At 65.1% G+C, this 18,715-nt stretch carries 19 protein-coding genes and 1 riboswitch; of the genes, 13 read left to right on the top strand and 6 right to left on the bottom strand.

The features are described from left to right. Nucleotides 1-30: 30 nt before the first annotated feature. The 3 genes from B5J99_RS16890 to B5J99_RS16880 are packed head-to-tail and all read left to right on the top strand — an operon-like array spanning nucleotide 31 to nucleotide 3,139. Entirely contained in the window at nucleotides 31-1,059 is a 1,029-nt protein-coding gene (locus B5J99_RS16890) for a glutathione S-transferase C-terminal domain-containing protein (protein ID WP_117353061.1), read from the top strand. Next, nucleotides 1,056-2,717 carry a sulfatase gene (locus tag B5J99_RS16885; protein WP_171900192.1) on the top strand — a complete coding sequence of 554 codons (1,662 nt, stop codon included), beginning with the start codon at nucleotides 1,056-1,058 and terminating at the stop codon, nucleotides 2,715-2,717. The genes B5J99_RS16890 and B5J99_RS16885 overlap by 4 nt, the downstream gene beginning before the upstream one ends. Then, nucleotides 2,717-3,139, top strand: a complete 423-nt coding sequence (locus B5J99_RS16880; protein WP_117353060.1) for a hypothetical protein — start codon at nucleotides 2,717-2,719, stop codon at nucleotides 3,137-3,139. The genes B5J99_RS16885 and B5J99_RS16880 overlap by 1 nt, the downstream gene beginning before the upstream one ends. On the opposite strand, the gene B5J99_RS16875 is transcribed toward B5J99_RS16880, so the two are convergent. The 6 genes from B5J99_RS16875 to B5J99_RS16855 form a co-directional block, all read right to left on the bottom strand. Then, nucleotides 3,096-4,028 (bottom strand): SUMF1/EgtB/PvdO family nonheme iron enzyme, encoded by a 933-nt coding sequence (locus B5J99_RS16875; protein WP_117353059.1) that lies wholly within the window; start codon nucleotides 4,026-4,028, stop codon nucleotides 3,096-3,098. The two genes, B5J99_RS16880 and B5J99_RS16875, sit on opposite strands and share 44 nt — an antisense overlap. 5 nt (nucleotides 4,029-4,033) lie before the next feature. Next, nucleotides 4,034-4,312, bottom strand: a complete 279-nt coding sequence (locus B5J99_RS19700; protein ID WP_211337842.1) for a hypothetical protein — start codon at nucleotides 4,310-4,312, stop codon at nucleotides 4,034-4,036. 57 nt (nucleotides 4,313-4,369) lie between these two features. Beyond that, complete coding sequence (locus B5J99_RS19695; RefSeq protein ID WP_211337841.1) at nucleotides 4,370-4,618, bottom strand: TetR/AcrR family transcriptional regulator; 249 nt, start codon at nucleotides 4,616-4,618, stop codon at nucleotides 4,370-4,372. A 32-nt stretch (nucleotides 4,619-4,650) separates the two neighbouring features. Beyond that, entirely contained in the window at nucleotides 4,651-5,133 is a 483-nt protein-coding gene (locus B5J99_RS16865) for a DUF1330 domain-containing protein (RefSeq protein ID WP_069050287.1), read from the bottom strand. 74 nt (nucleotides 5,134-5,207) lie between these two features. Continuing rightward, on the bottom strand, nucleotides 5,208-6,995 hold the full coding sequence (recQ, locus tag B5J99_RS16860) for a DNA helicase RecQ (RefSeq protein ID WP_117353058.1): 1,788 nt from the start codon (nucleotides 6,993-6,995) through the stop codon (nucleotides 5,208-5,210). A gap of 64 nt (nucleotides 6,996-7,059) precedes the next feature. Continuing rightward, the gene (locus tag B5J99_RS16855; protein WP_245991669.1) at nucleotides 7,060-8,451 is read right to left on the bottom strand and encodes a sigma-54-dependent transcriptional regulator; all 1,392 of its coding nucleotides are present in this window, start codon (nucleotides 8,449-8,451) and stop codon (nucleotides 7,060-7,062) included. 204 nt (nucleotides 8,452-8,655) lie between these two features. Between B5J99_RS16855 and B5J99_RS16850 the strand changes: the two genes are divergently transcribed. The 10 genes from B5J99_RS16850 (at nucleotide 8,656) to gcvPB (ending at nucleotide 18,694) form a co-directional block, all read left to right on the top strand. Further along, nucleotides 8,656-8,790, top strand: coding sequence for an aa3-type cytochrome c oxidase subunit IV (locus tag B5J99_RS16850; protein WP_054134796.1), 135 nt, complete (start codon nucleotides 8,656-8,658; stop codon nucleotides 8,788-8,790). Nucleotides 8,791-8,802: 12 nt separating this feature from the next. Beyond that, the gene (locus B5J99_RS16845; RefSeq protein WP_117353056.1) at nucleotides 8,803-9,933 is read left to right on the top strand and encodes an NAD(P) transhydrogenase subunit alpha; all 1,131 of its coding nucleotides are present in this window, start codon (nucleotides 8,803-8,805) and stop codon (nucleotides 9,931-9,933) included. Between the two features lie 91 nt (nucleotides 9,934-10,024). Then, the gene (locus B5J99_RS16840; RefSeq protein WP_117353581.1) at nucleotides 10,025-10,309 is read left to right on the top strand and encodes an NAD(P) transhydrogenase subunit alpha part 2; all 285 of its coding nucleotides are present in this window, start codon (nucleotides 10,025-10,027) and stop codon (nucleotides 10,307-10,309) included. A gap of 17 nt (nucleotides 10,310-10,326) precedes the next feature. Beyond that, nucleotides 10,327-11,853, top strand: coding sequence for an NAD(P)(+) transhydrogenase (Re/Si-specific) subunit beta (locus tag B5J99_RS16835; RefSeq protein ID WP_231683853.1), 1,527 nt, complete (start codon nucleotides 10,327-10,329; stop codon nucleotides 11,851-11,853). 5 nt (nucleotides 11,854-11,858) lie between these two features. After that, nucleotides 11,859-12,554, top strand: a complete 696-nt coding sequence (locus B5J99_RS16830) for an aspartate/glutamate racemase family protein (RefSeq protein WP_117353055.1) — start codon at nucleotides 11,859-11,861, stop codon at nucleotides 12,552-12,554. An 84-nt stretch (nucleotides 12,555-12,638) separates the two neighbouring features. After that, nucleotides 12,639-13,808 carry a deoxyguanosinetriphosphate triphosphohydrolase gene (locus B5J99_RS16825; RefSeq protein ID WP_117353054.1) on the top strand — a complete coding sequence of 390 codons (1,170 nt, stop codon included), beginning with the start codon at nucleotides 12,639-12,641 and terminating at the stop codon, nucleotides 13,806-13,808. Nucleotides 13,809-13,896: 88 nt separating this feature from the next. After that, nucleotides 13,897-13,989, top strand: a riboswitch (glycine riboswitch). A 175-nt stretch (nucleotides 13,990-14,164) separates the two neighbouring features. Then, entirely contained in the window at nucleotides 14,165-15,301 is a 1,137-nt protein-coding gene (gene gcvT / locus B5J99_RS16820) for a glycine cleavage system aminomethyltransferase GcvT (protein ID WP_117353580.1), read from the top strand. Nucleotides 15,302-15,328: 27 nt separating this feature from the next. Continuing rightward, nucleotides 15,329-15,700: a glycine cleavage system protein GcvH gene (gcvH, locus tag B5J99_RS16815; protein WP_069050282.1), complete on the top strand. Its 372-nt coding sequence runs from the start codon at nucleotides 15,329-15,331 to the stop codon at nucleotides 15,698-15,700. A gap of 58 nt (nucleotides 15,701-15,758) precedes the next feature. Beyond that, complete coding sequence (gene gcvPA, locus B5J99_RS16810) at nucleotides 15,759-17,117, top strand: aminomethyl-transferring glycine dehydrogenase subunit GcvPA (RefSeq protein ID WP_117353053.1); 1,359 nt, start codon at nucleotides 15,759-15,761, stop codon at nucleotides 17,115-17,117. Beyond that, entirely contained in the window at nucleotides 17,114-18,694 is a 1,581-nt protein-coding gene (gene gcvPB, locus B5J99_RS16805) for an aminomethyl-transferring glycine dehydrogenase subunit GcvPB (protein WP_117353052.1), read from the top strand. Before gcvPA ends, gcvPB begins: the two co-directional genes overlap by 4 nt. Nucleotides 18,695-18,715: the final 21 nt, after the last annotated feature.

The following is an 18,715-nucleotide window of genomic DNA, read 5'->3' as shown; positions in this document are numbered from 1 at the left end:
TGTGCCAATAAAAACAGGTCGGAGGAATGGATGCAAACGGTCGAGTTGCTCGGGGCTCCGGGATCACCCTATTCGCGCAAGATGCTGGCGCTGCTGCGTTATCGCCGCATCGCGCACCGCATGATCTGGGGCAGCCATATGCAGCCCATGCCCGGCTATCCCGCGCCCAAGGTCAAACTGCTCCCCACGGTCTATTTCAGCGAGGGCGATGATCGCGAGGCGGTGGTCGATTCCACCCCGATCATCCGGCGGCTGGAGGCGGAGTATGAGGGGCGCTCGGTCCTGCCCGAAGATGAGCTGCTGGGTTTTCTCGACCTGCTGATTGAGGATTTCGCCGACGAGTGGATGACCAAGGCGATGTTCCACTATCGCTGGCACTATGCCGAGGACGCGGCCAATGCCGGGCCGCTGCTGATCTTCTGGCAGGACAGCCGCTATGCCGACGAGGTTGCGCGGCCGATGGCCGATGGCTTTGCCCGGCGGCAGATCGACCGGCTGTATGTCGTGGGATCGAATGACATTACCGCGCCGATCATCGAGGCGAGCTATCAGCGGCTGGTCGGCATTCTCGACCGTATCGTCCAGCGGCAGGGCTTCGTGCTGGGAACGCGCCCCTCGGCGGCGGACTTCGCGATCTATGGCCAGCTGACCCAGCTGGGCATTGTCGACCCCACGCCTGCGCGGATCATGGCGCAATCCTCGCCGCGCCTGCGTGCGTGGCTCGACCGGGTGGAGGACCTGTCGGGATTGCCCGATGGCCAATGGCTGGAGCCTGGCGCGCTTTGGGCGCATCTGGGCGAGCTGCTTGCCGAGATCGGCCGCGTCTATGTTCCGTTCCTGCTCGCCAACGCCCAAGCCGCCACTGCCGGGCAAAGCGATTTCGAGACCATTATCGACGGCAAGCGCTGGACCCAGCCGGTGTTTCCCTATCAGGCCAAGTGCCTGCTGACGCTGCGCGCGGCGCGCGACGCCCTGTCCGAGGATGCAAGGCAAGCGCTCGACGCGCTGCTTGCGGGGACCGGATGCGAAGAGATGTTTGTCACGGAGCCGGCCGCATGATCCGCAAGGGCCTGATCGCACTGCTCGTGCTGCTGGTGGCCGGCGGCACCTGGGCGTGGTTCAACAAGAGCACCGTGCTGCTGTTTGCCGCGTCAAACTTCGGCAAGCACGATGTCGCGCCCAACCGGCCGGTTCCCTGGCAGAAGGGCCCCGATGTGGCTACGCTCCCTGCCGGCGAGCGCCCGCCCAACATCGTCTTCATCCTCGCCGATGACCTCGGCATCAACGACATCTCGACCTTTGGCGGCGGCGTCGCAGGCGGTCTGGTGCCGACCCCCAATATCGACCGGCTGGCGGGCGAGGGTGCGATCTATTCCAACGCCTATTCGGGCACTGCGAGCTGCGCCCCATCGCGGGCGATGATCCTCACCGGGCGTTATCCGACGCGTACCGGGTTCGAGTTCACCCCCACCCCCGATGGTATGGGGCGCATCGTCTCGGCGCTGTCGGCGGAGATGGATTCGGGTCTGCCGCCACTGACCTACAAGGAGGCAGCGGTCGAAGGCGCGCCCGATTTCGATGGCCAGGGTCTGCCCGGCAGCGAGCGCACGATCGCCGAGATCCTGAAACCTGCGGGCTATCACAGCGTCCATATCGGCAAGTGGCATCTGGGCGACGGACCGGAATTCAGCGCCAATGCGCAGGGCTTCGACGAGAGCCTGTTGATGGCCAGCGCGCTGCATCTGCCCGAGGACGACCCGAACTCGGTCAACGCCAAGCTGCCCTTCGACCCGATCGACAAGTTCCTCTGGGCGCGGATGCAATATGCCACCAGCTACAATGGCGGCGACTGGTTCAAGCCCGGCGGCTATCTGGCAGATTACTGGACCGACGAGGCGATCAAGGTGATCGAGGCGAACCGCAACCGCCCGTTCTTCCTGTATCTTGCGCACTGGAACGTCCACACCCCGCTGCAGGCGACCAAGGCGGATTACGAGGCGGTGGGCGATATCAAGCCTCACCGCTTGCGCGTCTATGCCGCGATGGTGCGCGCGCTCGATCGCAGCGTCGGGCGGATCATGGCGTCGCTGAAGCAGCAGGGGCTCGACGACAACACGATCATCGTCTTTTCCAGCGATAATGGCGGCGCGGGCTATATAGGCTTGCCCGAGGTCAACGCCCCTTATCGCGGGTGGAAGCTGACGCTGTTCGAAGGCGGCATCCGCGTGCCGATGTTCGTGCGCTGGCCCGGACGGATCAAGCCGGGGACGGTGGTCGACACGCCGGTGGCGCATATCGATCTGATGCCCACCTTCGCCAAAGCCGGTCGCGCGCCGATCCCGGCTGGGTTGGCCATCGACGGCGTCGATCTGCTCGGCGACGATCCCGCAAACCCCGTTGGCAAGCGCCCCGACGACGCGATCTACTGGCAGAGCGCCTATTACCGGGTGGTGCGCCAGGGCGACTGGAAGCTGCAGGTGACCGAAAGGCCCGCCAAGACCTGGTTGTTCAACCTGAAGGACGACCCCACCGAAAAGCGCGATCTGGCTGCGAGCAATCGCGCCAAGGTGGACGAACTCAAGGCGCTGCTCGCCAGCCACCAGAAAGGCGCGCGCAAGCCGCTCTACCCGCACACCATCGAGGCGCCGGTGGCGATCGACAAGCCTCTGGGCGTGAAGTTCAAGAAGGGCGATCCCTATATCTACTGGCCCAATTGATGGCCCGATTGCTGCCTGCCGCCGAGCCGCGCCTGCCTGCCACGGCATCGTCCCTCTTCCTCGCGCTGTGCGGCATGCTGGCGGTGGTGCCGGGGATGATCCATGTGTTCGCGCCCGATGGCGGTGCCGGCATGATCGCGGGGCTGGACCTGGCGCGCGATGGCGGGCGGACGATTGGCCTGTTCGCCTGGGCAGGCGCGACGCAGATCGTCTGGGGCTTGATGATGCTGACGGCGGCTTTGCGCTATCGCGCGCTGGTGCCGCTGGCGCTAGCACTGCTGTTGCTCGAACGGACGTTGCACGCGCTCAATTTCTGGGTGCTCAAGCCGGGCACCCATCATCCGCCGGAAAGCTATGCGGTGTTGGTCGCGCTGCCGGTCATCGCGCTGTTCCTGGCGCTGGCGCTGCGACATCGCGGATGATGCGAAAGCCGATATGGTTGGAGGAAAAGTCGTTTTCCTGCGGCTGGCGCGCGGCCGGGCGATAGCGCGCGCAGAAATTCGCCGCGCACAACCAGCTGCCGCCCTTGATGATCATGTGCGCATCGTCGGCCGGGCTGTCGGTCCACTCCCAGACGTTGCCGATCAGATCGTGCACGCCGTTGCGATCCGCGGGGAAGCAGGCCGCAGGCGCCGTGCCCGAAAAGCCGTCCTTGCCCTCGTCGACCACCGGAAACACGCCCTGCCAGTGATTGGCGCGCGGCTTACCGGCATCGTCCACCGCGCCGGAAAAGCGGTTGGCGCCGTCGGGAAGACCGGTGCTCGCGGCATATTCCCATTCTTCCTCGGTCGGCAGGCGCCCCCCGGCCCAGGTGGCATAGGCGCGCGCATCGGCCAGCGTCACATGCACCACCGGGTGGCGACCCTTGCCGGTGATCGATGATCCCTTGCCCTCGGGCGCGCGCCAGGTTGCGCCCTTGCGCAGCACCCAGCGCCCGTTGCGGCCGTCTTCGTCGCGCAGGAACAGCGCGGACCCGGCAGCGGGATCGTCGCTGGTGGCGGCCTTCTCCGCATCGGTGACATGGCCGGTGGCCTGCACGAAGGCGGCGAACTGGTCGTTGGTGACCTCATGGCTCTGGATCTGGAAGCCGCTGACGCGCAGCTGCATCGACGGCGCCTCCTCGGGATAAAGCGGGTCGGCGCCCTTGAGGAACGATCCGCCGGGCAGGGGGATGAAGCGGCCCGCGACAAAGCTCTTGGGGAGGCAGCTGGCCCGGGCTGTGGCCGGCTGGTCCGGCGTCTCGTCAGGCGCCTGCTTGCACCCTGGAAGCGCCAGCGATGCTGCGCACAGCAGGGCCAGCGCGCCGCGCATCGGGGTCAGTCCAGCAATTTTTCGATGGTCAGCTTGACCACGTCGGCCGCCTGCTCGATGCTCAGATTCTGGTCCTGCCGCAGCCTGCGCCAGGTCTGGAAGCCCGCGCACATCTCGATCGCCGACATCTGGATGGCATTCTTGCGCACCGCATCGGGCAGCACGTTTTCAAGACCCGTGCGCTCCAGATGCAGGAAGCGCTGGTAATTGAGCATCAGATAGTCCGAGCTGAACCGGCGGATGCTGGCAGCGATCTTCAGCGGCATGATCTTTTCATAGATCATCGCGCGGCGCTCGAGCAGCTGGCCCAGCTGCGCGCGCCAGCCTTCACCGGTGAAAGGCTACTGGATGATGGGCATGATCTGCGCCTCCATCCGTTCGGTCATCTCGCTGTAAAGGCTGTCCATTTCCTCGAAATGGCGGAACACCGTGCGCGCGCTCACCCCGGCGCGCTCGGCAATCTCTGCGGCGCTGGGCTCCATCTTGCCCCCCATGATGATGTCGAGCATGGCATCGACAATCGCGAGGCGGCTGCGTTCACTGCGCTGTTTGCGGCCATCGGGATGGCGGGCTGGGGAGGGTGCGTCCATGTTAAGCGGCTTACTAGCAAGCCTTGTCGCTGTCACCCCTTGGCGCCAATCTGCGCAAGGATAGGCTGCAGCCAGGGCATGGCCATCGCTTCGGCCGACAGCACGGTCTCGATGTTGAGCTGGCCGTCAAGTCCGGCGCTGCGGTGGACCGCGATTTCGCGCCACTCTTCGGACATCGACATCCGCACCATGTCGGCACGTTTGGGGTAGACGCCGATCGCGACCTCGTCCCAAAGCTCGCCGACCTGGCCGAGCGAAAGGAAGGTGACATCTGCGGCGAACATCGCGACGCCTCCGAACGTGGGGAGCAACTGCGCCACCGCACGGCCATAGATCATATAGGCCTCGCGTCCGGTAAGGTCGGTCTCGCGGCCATCCTCGTACACCGCCTTGTCCTTGAACTTCAGTAGGTTGATCATGAAGATCGGACCATCGGGCCCCGGCTGCATCAGCCCCGCCATGGTCGCTGGATCGCCTGGAAAGACCTCGTTCAACACGGTGAAGGGCTGGGGCATATGCGGGATCCTCTCGTATATCCGATACCCGAAAGGCTATATATTGGCACAATACGTGTCAATATATCCGTGCATTATGCGCCGTGGTCAAGGATCACCTGCAGGAAGGCCTCTCCATAAGCTTCGAGCTTGCGAGTGCCGACGCCCGAAATGCGCGACAGCGCATCAAGCGTGCGCGGGCTGCGGTCGGTCATTTCGCGCAGCGTGCTGTCGTGGAAGATGACATAGGGCGGCACGCCGGCCTCCTGCGCCAGCTCGCGGCGACACGCTCGCAGCGCCTCGAACAGCGGATTGCTCACCGGGTTGGGGCTGTCGTCCGACCCGCGCCTGCCGCGCTTGGCGCGCTTGGGCGGCAGCACCAGCGACAGTTGCACCTCGTCGCGCAGGATCGCGCGCGCGCCGGGGCCGAGCATCAGCCCGCCATGTTCGTTGGTGTCGAGCGCATCGCGCAGCAGCAGCGCGCGCGCCACCGGCTTGATCAGCGCGACCTCGTCGTCCTGCACGATCCCGAACACCGAAAGCCGGTCGTGACCGCGCTGGGTGACCTTGTCGTTGGTCTGCCCGCGCAGCACCGCTTCGAGATGGCCGATGCCGAAGCTCTGCCCGGTGCGGTAGACCGCGGAAAGCAGTTTGCGCGCGGTCTGCGTCGCATCGACGCTCGCGGGCGGGTTGAGGCAGTTGTCGCAGTTGCCGCAGGTCTCGGGCGGGCTCTCGCCGAAGTGCCGCAGCAGGATCGCGCGGCGGCAGCTGCCGGTCTCGACCAGTGCGCCCAGCGCGGAGATCCGCGCGCGCTCGCCCGCCTGCCGCTCGGGCTCGATCTCGCCGATCCGCATCCGCGCGCGGGCAAAATCGTCCGCGCCCCAGAACAGATGCGCCTCGGCAGGTTCGCCATCGCGGCCTGCGCGGCCCGATTCCTGGTAATATCCCTCGATCGACTTGGGCAGCCCTGCGTGCACCACGAAGCGTACATCGGGCTTGTCGATCCCCATACCGAAGGCGACGGTCGCGCACATCACCATGTCTTCGCTGGCGATGAACGCGTCCTGGTTGGCGCGGCGTACCTCGGGCGGCATCCCGGCGTGATAGGCGCGCACCTGGCGCTTGCCACCTGGTCCAGGGAGTTTGGCCAACTGCTCGGCAAGCTTCTCGGTGCCTGCGCGGGTCTGCGCATAGACGATGCCGGGGCCGGGATTGGCGGAGACCAGATCGCCGATCTGCCGGGTAAGGCCATCGCGCGGGTGCACCGCATAGCGGATGTTGGGCCGGTCGAATCCCGCGATGATCATCCCGTCGCGTTCGATACCCAGCTGCTTGAGGATGTCCTCGCGGGTGTGCGCATCGGCGGTCGCGGTCAGCGCGAGGCGCGGACGATCGGGGAAGCTGTCGAGCAGTGGCCGCAGCAGCCGGTAATCGGGGCGGAAATCATGCCCCCATTCCGAAACGCAATGCGCCTCGTCGATCGCGAACATCGATATCGGCGCGCGGCCCAGCAGGTTGCGGAACCCTTCCGAGCTCGCGCGTTCGGGAGCGACATAAAGCAGATCAAGCTCGCCCGCGCGGAAGCGGTCCTGCGTTTCCTGCCAGTCGGCATCGACCGAGGTCAGGCTTGCGGCGCGGATGCCGAGCGCGGTCGCCGCGCGCAGCTGGTCGTGCATCAGCGCGATCAGCGGCGATATGACGACGCAGCAACCATCGAGCGCGACGGCGGGAAGCTGATAGCACAGCGATTTGCCCGCGCCGGTGGGCATGATCGCCAGCGTGTTGCGCCCAGCCATGACGCGGCTGACCACCTGGTCCTGCACGCCGCGAAAGGCCGAGAAACCGAAGGTGTCATGCAACACGTCGAGGATGGGCTGAGTCATCTGCCCGCTCTTATGGATGGCGGGCAGCGCAGGGAAGGGAAAAAGCCGCGAGTGTGCGTGCCGCTCAGGCGGCGTTGTCGATGCCCAGCTCGGTCAGCTTTCGGTACAGTGTCGACCGGCCGATCCCCAGCCGGCGCGCGACTTCGGTCATCCGCCCGCGATAATGGCCGATGGCGAGGCGAATGACGTCCGCCTCGATTTCCTCGAGCGGGCGCAGATTGCCGTCCTCGGCATAGAGCTGGATCCCTATGCCGTCATGGCTGGCCGACGCGCGCCGCGGTTCGTCCTCGCCCAGCATGGTGGTGAGCTGCGGGAACTCGGCCGTGGTCAGCGCATCGCCGTCGCAGAAGATCGCGGCGCGGAACAGCGCGTTCTGCAACTGGCGGACATTGCCCGGCCAGTCGAAGCTCGACAGCAGCGACAGCGCCTCGTCGGTGATGCCGAGCCCCCGCATGCCGGGCTGCTCGGCGATGCGGTTGAGGAAATGGCGAACCAGCGAAGGAATGTCGCTCGAACGGTCGCGCAGCGCGGGGATGGTGATCTGCACCGGGGCGATCGCGTAATACAGGTCTTCGCGGAAGGTGCCTGCCTCGACCATCGGCTTGAGCGGCGAGTTGCTGGCGCAGATGAAGCGCACGTCGCAGCGCTGGCTGTGCCGCGCGCCAAGCGGGCGGATTTCACCCTCGCGAATGGCATCGGCAAGCTTGGCCTGCGATTCGAGCGGAACCTGATCGATCTCGTCGATGAAAAGCGTGCCGCCCTCGACCCGCTGGATCACGCCGACATGCCGGTCGAAAGCGCCGGGGAACGCACCGCGTTCATGCCCGAACAGCTGCGATTCGAGCTGGCCGCTCGACGCACCCGCGCAGGTGACTAGCCGCAGCGCCAGCTTGGCGCGCGGGCTTGAGGCATGGATGGCGCGCGCGATCATTTCCTTGCCCGTGCCGCTTTCGCCCTCGATCAGCACCGGCGAATGGGTGCGCGCCGATTTCGCGGCGATGGCGAGCGCGGCGCGGAAGCGCGGCGACGATCCGATCATCTCGTCGAAATCGAGCGGCGCTGCGATCTTTTCGGTCAGCGGGCGCAGCTCGTCGGCGTCGTCCTTGCGAACGGCGGCGTTGAGCGCGGCGACCAGCCGATCGGGTGCGATCGGCTTGATCAGGTAATCGGTGGCGCCTGCCCGCATCGCCTCGACCGCGAGCAGCGGCGAGGTGCTGGCGGTGAGCATCAGGATCGGCAGGGCAGGGCGGCGCGACTTGAGCTCGGCGATCAGTTCGGCGGCCTCGTCGCCCGGAACCCACTGATCGAGGATGATGGCATCGAGCATCATCCCTTCCTGCGTGCCCAGCATCGCGATCGCGGTTTCCGAATCATGCGCGAACACCGTGCGCCAGCCAGCCTTGGCCGCCAGCGCGGCGACCAGCCGGCATTGCGCCGGTTCGTTATCGATCAGCATCACACGGCGGATTTGCTGATCTGCGTCGGTTCGTTCTTTTGCCATCATGGGTTCGTCTAGTCGCATGTGGTAAAAACCCGATTAAAGCTATGCTTGGGAGCACACTAGCGAATTGACGCTTGCGGGATTGAGCCGCACCCGGCATTCGGTTAAGGCGAACCGAGTTTAATTTCGGCAACATTTGTAATGGGGAAGGCTCTGACCATGGCCAACGACATGTCCAGCAACAACATCGAAACCGCCCGCCAGACCTATGAAGGGTTCATGGGCTGGATGAAGACCGGCACGATCATCGCGGCGCTGGTGACAGCGTTCGTCGTCGTTCTCATCGCCAGCTGACCGGCGACCTGCATGAAAATCGCGGTCCTCAAGGAGCAGGCATCGGGTGAACGGCGCGTTTCGGCGAGCCCGGAAACGGTGAAGAAATTCATCGCGCTGGGCGCGGAAATGGCGGTCGAGACCGGGGCGGGCGAGTTCGCGTCGGTATCCGATGCCGATTTCGCCGCTGCCGGTGCCACTGTCGCCTCGCGCGCAGAGGTGCTCGCGGGTGCCGATATCATCTTCGGCATCCAGGGGCCCGATCCCGCCAGCCTGGCCGGCGCCAAGCCGGGCGCGATGATCGCAGCGTCGCTGAACCCGTTCGGCGAGCGGGCGCGCATCGATGCCTATGCCGCCGCGGGCTTTCAGGCGCTCGCGCTCGAGTTCATGCCGCGCATCACCCGTGCGCAGTCGATGGATATCCTGTCGTCGCAGTCGAACCTTGCCGGATACAAGGCGGTGCTCGATGGCGCCTCCGAATACGGCAAGGCGTTCCCGATGATGATGACCGCCGCAGGCACGGTGTCGGCTGCCAAGGTCTTCGTGATGGGTGTCGGCGTTGCCGGGCTCCAGGCGATCGCCACCGCACGGCGTCTGGGCGCGCAGGTGTCGGCCACCGACGTCCGCTCGGCAACCAAGGAACAGATCCAGTCGCTGGGCGCCAAGGCGATCTTCGTCGAAAACGTCGCCGGCATCGAGGGCGAAGGCGCAGGCGGCTATGCAACCGAAATGTCGGACGAATACAAGGCGGCGCAGGCCGAATTGGTCTCGTCGCACATCGCCAAGCAGGATATCGTGATCACCACCGCGCTGATCCCGGGCCGCGCCGCGCCGCGGCTGGTTTCCGACGCGCAGATCGCTAGCATGAAGCCCGGCAGCGTCCTGGTCGACCTTGCGGTCGAGCAGGGCGGCAATGTCGAGGGCGCGGTTGCAGGCGAGGTCGTGATCAGGCACGGCGTCAAGATCGTCGGCCACCGCAACGTGCCCTCGCGGCTTGCGACCGATGCCTCGGCGCTGTTCTCACGCAACCTGTTCAACTTCTTCTCGGCCTTCTGGGACAAGGAAGCCAAGGCGCCCGTGTTCCCCGACGATGACGAGATCGTCCAGGGCGTCCGCGTGACGATGGGCGGCAAAGTGGTCAGTGAGAGGCTGCTCGCGAGCTGATCGCCAGCAATCGATGTTTAGGCCGGCGATCGCCGGCACATTCCCGACGGATCGTAGGACCGATCAAGCGGGGTGAATGGAGAATGTGAAGATGGACTTCATCTCAATCCTCTCGATCTTCGTGATGGCCTGCTTCGTGGGTTATTACGTTGTCTGGTCGGTGACCCCCGCGCTGCACACGCCGCTGATGGCGGTGACCAATGCGATTTCGTCGGTGATCATCGTCGGCGCGCTGATTGCCAGCGCCGAGGCCGGATCGGCTATCGCCAAATATCTGGGGCTGCTGGCAGTGGTGTTCGCATCGGTCAATATCTTCGGCGGCTTTGCCGTCACCGAGCGCATGCTTGCGATGTACAAGAAGAAGGAGCGCAAGTGATGGCTCTGGGGGCAGCAATGAATTTCAATCGCCGTTCGATCCGCCAACGTCCGCTGGCGTTCGCCGCTGCTGCGTGCAGCGCGCTGACCTCGGTTCCCGCGTTTGCTTCGGGAGGCGATGCCGCCCCGGTGAGCCCTTGGGTGTCGCTGGCCTATCTGGTCGCCGGCGTGTTCTTCATTCTCGCGCTGCGCGGGCTTTCCAGCCCCGAAACCAGTCGCGACGGCAACCGTTTCGGCATGATCGGCATGGGCATCGCGGTGATCACCACGCTGATCACGCATGACATCGCCAACATCGTCGAGATCATCGCCGCGATCGCAATCGGCGGCGTTGCGGGCTTCGTCATCGCGCGCAAGATCAAGATGACCGACATGCCCCAGCTGGTGGCCGCATTCCACTCGCTGGTCGGCCTGGCCGCAGTGCTGGTGGCGCTGGCCGCATGGCTCAACCCCGAAGCGTTCGGCATTCTCGATGCCACCGGCCAGATCCTCGCGGTCAGCCGCGTCGAAATGGGCCTTGGCGTCGCGATCGGTGCGATCACCTTCTCGGGATCGGTCATCGCGTTCCTCAAGCTGAACGGCAACATGTCGGGTTCGCCGATCATGCTGCCGGGGCGTCATGTCATCAACCTGGGCGTGCTCGCCGCAATCCTCGGCATGATCGCAGTCTACACCGTGTCGCCCGAAGGCGGTCCCGGCGAAGGCTGGCTATTCCTCGCGATCACCGTACTCGCGTTCATCATCGGCTTCCTGCTGATCATCCCCATCGGCGGCGCGGACATGCCGGTCGTCGTCTCGATGCTCAACAGCTATTCGGGCTGGGCGGCAGCGGCGATGGGCTTCACCCTGTCGAACACCGCGATGATCATCACCGGTGCGCTGGTCGGCTCGTCGGGTGCGATCCTTTCCTACATCATGTGCAAGGCGATGAACCGCAGCTTCATCTCGGTGATCGCGGGCGGTTTCGGTGCCGAATCCGGCGGCGGCGGCGATGGCGCACCCAAGATCGATCGCCCGTGGAAGCGCGGCAGCGCCGAGGACGCGGCGTACATGATGAAGCAGGCCGAAAGCGTGATCATCGTGCCCGGCTACGGCATGGCGGTGGCGCAGGCGCAGCACGCGCTGCGCGAGATGGGCGACCTGCTCAAGAAGGAAGGCGTCAGCGTCAAATATGCGATCCACCCGGTTGCAGGCCGCATGCCCGGCCACATGAACGTGCTGCTCGCCGAAGCCAACGTGCCCTATGACGAGGTGTTCGAACTCGAGGACATCAACAGCGAGTTCGCGCAGACCGATGTCGCCTTCATCATCGGTGCCAACGATGTGGTCAATCCCGCGGCGAAGACCGACAAATCATCGCCGATCTATGGCATGCCGGTGTTCGATGTCGACAAGGCCAAGACCGTGTTCTTCATCAAGCGCTCGATGGGCGGCGTGGGCTATGCGGGTGTCGACAACGACGTGTTCTACATGGACCAGACGATGATGCTGCTCGCCGACGCCAAGAAGATGGTCGAGGATATCTGCAAGAACCTGGGGCACTGAGCCGGATGCGGAAGATAGGCCTGATCGGCGGGATGAGCTGGGTTTCGACCGAAACCTATTACCGGCTGATCAACAAGGAAGTGCAGAAGCGCGCAGGATCGCTGTGCAGCGGTCCGATGGTGATCGAGAGCCTGAACTTCTGCGATCTGGCGCAGGTGACCACGCCCGAGGGCTGGGATCATGCCGCCGAAAAGCTCACCGCAGCGGCGCGCTCGCTCGAACAGGCGGGCGCCACCGCGATCCTGATCTGCGCCAATTCGATGCACAAGGTCTACGACCGGGTGCAGGGCGCCGTCAGCGTGCCGATCATCCACATCGCCGATTGCGTCGGCGAGAAGATGCAGGCCGATGGTATCAAGCGTGCCGCGCTGATCGGGACGCGCAACGTGATGCTCGAGAGCTTCTATCGCCAGCGGCTGATCCGTCACGGCATCAGCCTGCTCGCGCCCAAGATGGACCGCGTCGAGGAGATCGACCGGATCATCTATGACGAGCTGATGGAAGGCCGGGTGGTGCGCGAATCCGAGCGCACGATGAAGACGTTCCTCACCAACATCGCCAAGGAAGACGTCGAGGCGGTGGTGCTCGGCTGCACCGAGCTCGAGATGATCATCGACACCAAGGCCAATGTGCTGCCGATCTATGATGGCACCGAGATCCACGCGCATGCCGCGGTCGACTGGATCATGGGCGAGGGTTGATCGCCACGCGGCTTTGGCCGATGGAGGGTCCGTTTTCCGGCCTTTGTCCGGCACCCGCCATATTTTGAAAACGGTACCAAGCCAATGCACCCCCGCGCTCCTTATGCCTGCGATCCCGATGCCACGCGCGGACGGCAATATGCCGAAGGCGGTGCGCCAACCCGGGGCCCGCGTAGCGCATTCCAGCGCGACCGCGACCGCATCATCCACTCGATCAGCTTTCGCCGCCTTCGCCACAAGACGCAGGTGTTCGTCGCGCCCGATGGCGACCATTACCGTGTCCGGCTGACCCACAGCCTCGAGGTGGCGCAGATCGGGCGGACGATCGCGCGCGCATTGGGGCTCGACGAGGATCTGACCGAGGCCCTGTGCCTGGCGCACGATATCGGCCACCCGCCGTTCGGGCATGCCGGCGAGGATGCGCTGCAGGAAGCGATGGCGGGGCAGGGCGGCTTCGATCACAACGCCCACACGCTGCGCGCGCTGCACGTGCTCGAATCGCCTTATCCGCGCTGGCAGGGATTGAACCTCAGCTGGGAGGTGCTCGAAGGGCTGGCGAAACACAACGGCCCAGTCAGCGCCGCACCCTGGGCGCTGGCAGAGATCGACGCCGCGTTCGATCTCGACCTCGGTCGTCATGCCTCGCTCGAGGCGCAGGTGGCAGCGGTCGCCGACGACATCGCCTATGACAACCACGACATTGATGACGGCCTGCGCGCGGGCTTTCTGGCGTTCGACGACCTGCTCGCTCTGCCGTTCGCTGCTGCGCAATGGGACGCGATCCGCCAGCGCTTTGCCGATGTCAGCCCCGACAGGCTGCAGGCAGAGTTCGTCCGCGACCAGATCGGCCTGATGGTCAATGACGTGATCGCATCGACCCGCGCGCGAATCGCCGCTCTGGGGATCACATCGATCGAGGATGTCCGCAGCGCCGGACAGACGATCGCCGGATTTTCCGAACCCATGGCGGCGCAGGAGCGGCAGCTCAAGGCGTTCATGTACGAGCGCGTATATCACCACCCACGCCAGCTCGAGGCGGCGGCGCTGGCCCGCGAAGTCATCGCCGCGCTGTTTGCCGCCTATCGCGGTGATCCCGGCCTTCTGCCCGAGGACTGGCGTACCCGCATGCCCGCAAGCGAGCCCCCGCAGAGCCGCCACTTCGCAGACTTCCTCGCCGGGATGACCGACCGGTTCGCGCTGACCTGCCACCGCGCGATTTTCGGCCATGCGCCCGAGGGGCTCAGCCACGTCTGACGTGCGGATATTGCAACGCAGCGTAATTTGATTGACAGCCCTTTCGGCTTTGGTCATTCCCTCAGGCGTCGATGGGGCGCAAGCCCTTGAAAACGACACGGGAGAGCGCGGGGTGCAAGCCCCGCCACCGAAGGAGCAACCGCCCCGGAATCTCTCAGGTCATCGGGACCGTGTCGTTAGTCGGCGCTCTGGAAAGCGGGTGGCCCTGCCGGGCTGCTCCACCGAAGGGGTAAATGGGGGTCCGCGACGCGGGTCATCATGAAAGCTCTCAGGTTCAAGTGACAGAGGGGGTTGGATGTCGGGCAGGGCCAATGGGCCGTGCCGTGGCGTTCAGCCTCATGCCACCGGAGTGCCAGATGACCACCGATTATATCGCCGAGATGCTCGAGCGCATTCCTGACAAATTGCTGACGCTGGACGCCTGGCACCGCGCGCGGGGTGGCCGGATGGTATCGTTTGCGGGCTACCAGATGCCAGTGCAGTATGAAGGCGTCATGGCAGAGCATCTGTGGACGCGCGAGAACGCCGGATTGTTCGATGTCAGCCATATGGGCCAGGTGCTGCTGACCGGCGAAGACCCCGATGGCGCGCTCGAAACGGTGGTCCCCGGCGAGATCGCCAAGCTCCCTGTCAACCGCATGCGCTATTCGCTGTTGCTCGGCGAGGATGGCGGCGTGCTCGACGATCTGATGATCACCCGGCGCGAGCGAGACCTTTATCTGGTGGTCAATGGCGCCTGCAAATATGATGACCTTGCCTATATGCGCGAGACTTTCCCCGATGAGGTGGTGATCACGCTGCTCGACGAGCGCGCGCTGTTCGCGCTGCAGGGGCCCAAGGCGGGCGAAGCACTGGCCAGCCTGATCCCCGACGTGGCCTCGCTCTATTTCATGCAGGCGGGCGCTTTCACGCTGGACGACATGTCGCTGTGGATCAGCCGCTCGGGCTATACCGGCGAGGACGGTTTCGAGATCAGCGTGGATTGCGACCATGCCGCGGCACTGGCCGACCGGTTGTGCGCGATCGACAGCGTCAAGCCGATCGGGCTGGGCGCGCGCGATTCGCTGCGGCTTGAGGCGGGCCTGCCGCTCTACGGCCATGACCTGGATGAAGACACCAGCCCGATCGAAGGCGATCTGGGCTTTGCGATCAGCAAGCGTCGCCGCGCCGAAGGCGGCTTTGCCGGTGCCGAGCGCGTGCTGGGCGAACTCACCGGCGGTGCACCGCGCAAGCGCGTCGGCCTGGCCGTCGAGGGCCGCCAGCCGGTGCGCGAGGGCGCCGAGCTGTTTGCGGGTGATCGTCTGGTTGGCAAGGTGACCTCGGGCGGTTTCGCCCCCAGCCTGGGCGCGCCGATCGCGATGGGCATGGTCACGGCCGCGCACGCCGCCATCGGCACCGCGCTGGAAGCCGAGGTGCGTGGCAAGCGCATCGCGGTCACCGTCGCTGCCATGCCCTTTGTACCCCATCGCTACCACCGGCCCACCGCGGCCTGATTTTACCTGAACGAACGGAGCCGGATCATGAGCCGCTATTTTACCGAAGAACATGAATGGGTCGAAGTCGAAGGCGACATCGCCACCGTCGGCATCACCGACTACGCGCAGCAGCAACTGGGCGATGTGGTGTTCGTCGACGTCCCCACCGAGGGCAAGCAGTTCGACAAGGGCGATGAAGCCGCGGTCGTCGAATCGGTCAAGGCCGCCAGCGACGTCTACAGCCCGGTCTCGGGCACCATCGTCGAAGGCAATGACGTGCTCGCCGACGAGCCTGCGCTGGTCAACACCGATCCCGAAGGCGATGGCTGGTTCTTCAAGCTCGAGCTCAGCGATGCCAGCGAACTTGAAGGTCTGATGGATGAGGGCGCGTACAAGAAATACGTCGCAGGCCTCTGATCCGACACGCAATCCCTGATTATACCCGGGCTATTCCGCCACAGGACATCACTCACCCATGCGCTATCTTCCCCTCAACTCCCATGACCGTCAGGCGATGCTGGCCACCGTTGGCGTCGCGACGATCGACGACCTGTTCATCGACATTCCACAGGAAGCGCGGCTGAGCGGGCCGATCCACGATCTGCCGATGCACGCGCCCGAAATGTCGGTCGAGCGCCACATGAAGAAGCTTGCCGGCCAGAACCTGGTTGCCGGCGAAGTGCCGTTCTTCATGGGGGCAGGCGCCTATCGCCACCATGTTCCCGCCTCGGTCGATCACCTGATCCAGCGCGGCGAGTTCCTCACTGCCTACACGCCCTATCAGCCCGAAATCGCGCAGGGCACCCTGCAGATGCTGTTCGAGTTCCAGACTCAGGTCGCACGGCTGCTGGGCGTCGATGTTGCCAATGCCTCGATGTACGACGGCTCGACCGCGTGCTGGGAAGCGATCGGCATGGCGCGGCGGATCACCAAGCGCGCGACCGCCCTGCTGTCGTCGGGTCTGCATCCGCATTATGTCGGCGTCGCCAAGACGATGGCGCGCTTCACCGGCGATGCACTGGTGCACTCCGCGCCGACGCTGACCGCAGACACCGATATCGACGCTCTGATCGCGCAGATCGACAAGAACACCAGCTGTGTCGTGGTGCAGTATCCCGACATTCTGGGCCGCGTGGGTGATCTCACCGCGCTGGCGCAGGCGACTCAGGCAGCCGGCGCGCTGCTGATCGCGGTGGTGACCGAGCCCGTGGCGCTGGGCGCGCTGCGCAGCCCGGGCGAGATGGGCGCGGACATCGTGGTCGGCGAAGGCCAGTCGCTTGGTGTCGGGCTGCAGTTCGGCGGGCCCTATGTGGGCCTGTTCGGCTGCAAGCAGAAATACGTCCGCCAGATGCCGGGCCGGCTTTGCGGCGAGACCGTCGATGCCGAGGGCAAACGCGGCTATGTGCTGACCTTGTCGACCCGCGAGCAGCATATCCGCCGCGAAAAGGCGACCAGCAACATCTGCACCAACTCGGGACTTTGCGCGCTGGCATTCAGCATCCATATGACATTGCTGGGCGAGAAGGGGCTGCGCTCGCTCGCCGAGATCAACCACGCGATGGCGGTGACCGCCGCTGACCGTCTGGCGCAGGTGCCCGGCGTGTCGGTGCTCAATGACAGCTTTTTCAACGAGTTCACTCTGGTTCTTCCCAAGGATGCGCGCGCGATCGTGCGCGAATTGGCTGATCGCCAGATCCTCGGCGGGGTTTCGCTCGGACGGCTTTACCCTGAAGAAGCAGCGCTTTCGAACGGGCTGATCGTCGCGGTGACAGAGACGGCGACGCATGAGGATATCGAGGCCTTCGCGGCCGCTTTGCAGGAGGTGCTGGCATGAGCATGAACAACCAGGGCCGCCCGACTCGCCAGTCGGTGGACGATGACGCAGGCACCGCCCAGGCGACCAGCACCGGCAACCGCGCGCTGATGCTGGAAGAGGCGCTGATCTTCGAAATCAGCGATTCCACCCGCACCGGGGTCGATCTGATGGAAGCCCCCAAGGTCGCTTCGCGCCTCGGCGGGCTCGAGCGCAAGGCCGCGATCGGCCTGCCCGGCCTGTCCGAGCAGGAAACCGTGCGGCATTACACCCGCCTCAGCCGCCAGAACTATGCCATCGATCTTGGCCTGTTTCCGCTGGGATCGTGCACGATGAAGCACAATCCGCGGCTGAACGAAAAGATGGCGCGGCTGCCCGGATTTGCCGACATCCATCCGCTGCAGCCGATCCACACCGTGCAGGGCGCTCTCGCGGTCATCGACGAGCTTGGCGAATGGCTGATCAAGCTCACCGGCATGGCGGGCGTCGCGATGTCGCCCAAGGCTGGCGCGCATGGTGAACTGTGCGGAATCCTCGCGATCCGCTCGGCGCTCGAGGCGCGCGGCGACAAGCGTTCGGTGATCCTGGTCCCCGAAAGCGCGCACGGTACCAACCCTGCGACCGCGGCATTCGTCGGCTATCAGGTCGAGGACATTCCCGCCAATCCCGATGGCCGCATCAATCTGGAGGCGCTGCTGGCGCGTCTGGGCCCCGATGTCGCCGGCGTGATGATCACCAACCCCAACACCTGCGGGTTGTTCGAGCGCGATCTCAAGACGATCTCGGATGCGGTGCATGCAGCGGGCGGTTTCGTCTATTGCGATGGCGCCAATTTCAATGCGGTCGTGGGCAAGGTGCGCCCGGGCGATCTAGGCGTCGATGCGATGCACATCAACCTGCACAAGACTTTCTCGACCCCGCATGGCGGCGGTGGTCCGGGTTCGGGTCCGGTGGTGTTCTCCGAAGCACTCGCCCCGTTCGCGCCGTTGCCGTTCGTGGAGCGGATGGATGACGGCCGTCTCGCGCTGATCGAGGAAGAAAGCGCAGAGGACCATCACGCGTCGAGCTTCGGCCGCATGGTCGCCTTCCATGGCCAGATGGGCATGTTCACCCGCGCGCTTTCGTACATCCTGAGCCACGGCGCGGACGGCCTGCAGCAGGTCGCCGAGGATGCGGTGCTCAACGCCAATTATGTACTGCGCTCGCTCGAGGACGTGCTCGACGCACCGTTCGGAGCTGCGGGGCCGTGCATGCACGAAGCTTTGTTCTCCGATGCGGGGCTGGCCGAGGGCTTTTCGACCATCGATATCGCCAAGGGCCTGATCGACGAGGGCTTCCACCCGATGACGGTCTATTTCCCGCTGGTGGTGCATGGCGCGATGCTGGTCGAACCCACCGAAACCGAGAGCAAGGCCGCGCTCGACCAGTTCATCGGCGCATTCCGCTCGGTGGCATTGCGCGCCAAGGCCGGCGATCAGTTGCTGCACAGCGCGCCGCATTTCGCGCCGCGCCGCCGTCTCGACGAGACTTTGGCCGCGCGCAAGCCGGTGCTGGTCTGGACCGAGCCCGCCGCCGCTCAGGCTGAAGCTGCCGAATAGGAGAGGGGAGGCCCACCCGGT

The organism is Blastomonas fulva (genome assembly GCF_003431825.1).
GTDB lineage: Bacteria > Pseudomonadota > Alphaproteobacteria > Sphingomonadales > Sphingomonadaceae > Blastomonas > Blastomonas fulva.
Note: the sequence above shows the minus strand (reverse complement) of the source record. Positions and strands in the feature narration are given on the sequence as shown.

What these genes read in the sequence shown, in the direction of transcription:
- B5J99_RS16890 (WP_117353061.1), top strand. Translation starts at nt 31, where the DNA reads ATGCAAACGGTCGAGTTGCTCGGGGCTCCGGGATCACCCTATTCGCGC.
- B5J99_RS16885 (WP_171900192.1), top strand. Translation starts at nt 1,056, where the DNA reads ATGATCCGCAAGGGCCTGATCGCACTGCTCGTGCTGCTGGTGGCCGGC.
- B5J99_RS16880 (WP_117353060.1), top strand. Translation starts at nt 2,717, where the DNA reads ATGGCCCGATTGCTGCCTGCCGCCGAGCCGCGCCTGCCTGCCACGGCA.
- B5J99_RS16875 (WP_117353059.1), bottom strand. Translation starts at nt 4,028, where the DNA reads ATGCGCGGCGCGCTGGCCCTGCTGTGCGCAGCATCGCTGGCGCTTCCA.
- B5J99_RS19700 (WP_211337842.1), bottom strand. Translation starts at nt 4,312, where the DNA reads ATGATCTATGAAAAGATCATGCCGCTGAAGATCGCTGCCAGCATCCGC.
- B5J99_RS19695 (WP_211337841.1), bottom strand. Translation starts at nt 4,618, where the DNA reads ATGGACGCACCCTCCCCAGCCCGCCATCCCGATGGCCGCAAACAGCGC.
- B5J99_RS16865 (WP_069050287.1), bottom strand. Translation starts at nt 5,133, where the DNA reads ATGCCCCAGCCCTTCACCGTGTTGAACGAGGTCTTTCCAGGCGATCCA.
- recQ (WP_117353058.1), bottom strand. Translation starts at nt 6,995, where the DNA reads ATGACTCAGCCCATCCTCGACGTGTTGCATGACACCTTCGGTTTCTCG.
- B5J99_RS16855 (WP_245991669.1), bottom strand. Translation starts at nt 8,451, where the DNA reads ATGCTGATCGATAACGAACCGGCGCAATGCCGGCTGGTCGCCGCGCTG.
- B5J99_RS16850 (WP_054134796.1), top strand. Translation starts at nt 8,656, where the DNA reads ATGGCCAACGACATGTCCAGCAACAACATCGAAACCGCCCGCCAGACC.
- B5J99_RS16845 (WP_117353056.1), top strand. Translation starts at nt 8,803, where the DNA reads ATGAAAATCGCGGTCCTCAAGGAGCAGGCATCGGGTGAACGGCGCGTT.
- B5J99_RS16840 (WP_117353581.1), top strand. Translation starts at nt 10,025, where the DNA reads ATGGACTTCATCTCAATCCTCTCGATCTTCGTGATGGCCTGCTTCGTG.
- B5J99_RS16835 (WP_231683853.1), top strand. Translation starts at nt 10,327, where the DNA reads ATGAATTTCAATCGCCGTTCGATCCGCCAACGTCCGCTGGCGTTCGCC.
- B5J99_RS16830 (WP_117353055.1), top strand. Translation starts at nt 11,859, where the DNA reads ATGCGGAAGATAGGCCTGATCGGCGGGATGAGCTGGGTTTCGACCGAA.
- B5J99_RS16825 (WP_117353054.1), top strand. Translation starts at nt 12,639, where the DNA reads ATGCACCCCCGCGCTCCTTATGCCTGCGATCCCGATGCCACGCGCGGA.
- gcvT (WP_117353580.1), top strand. Translation starts at nt 14,165, where the DNA reads ATGACCACCGATTATATCGCCGAGATGCTCGAGCGCATTCCTGACAAA.
- gcvH (WP_069050282.1), top strand. Translation starts at nt 15,329, where the DNA reads ATGAGCCGCTATTTTACCGAAGAACATGAATGGGTCGAAGTCGAAGGC.
- gcvPA (WP_117353053.1), top strand. Translation starts at nt 15,759, where the DNA reads ATGCGCTATCTTCCCCTCAACTCCCATGACCGTCAGGCGATGCTGGCC.
- gcvPB (WP_117353052.1), top strand. Translation starts at nt 17,114, where the DNA reads ATGAGCATGAACAACCAGGGCCGCCCGACTCGCCAGTCGGTGGACGAT.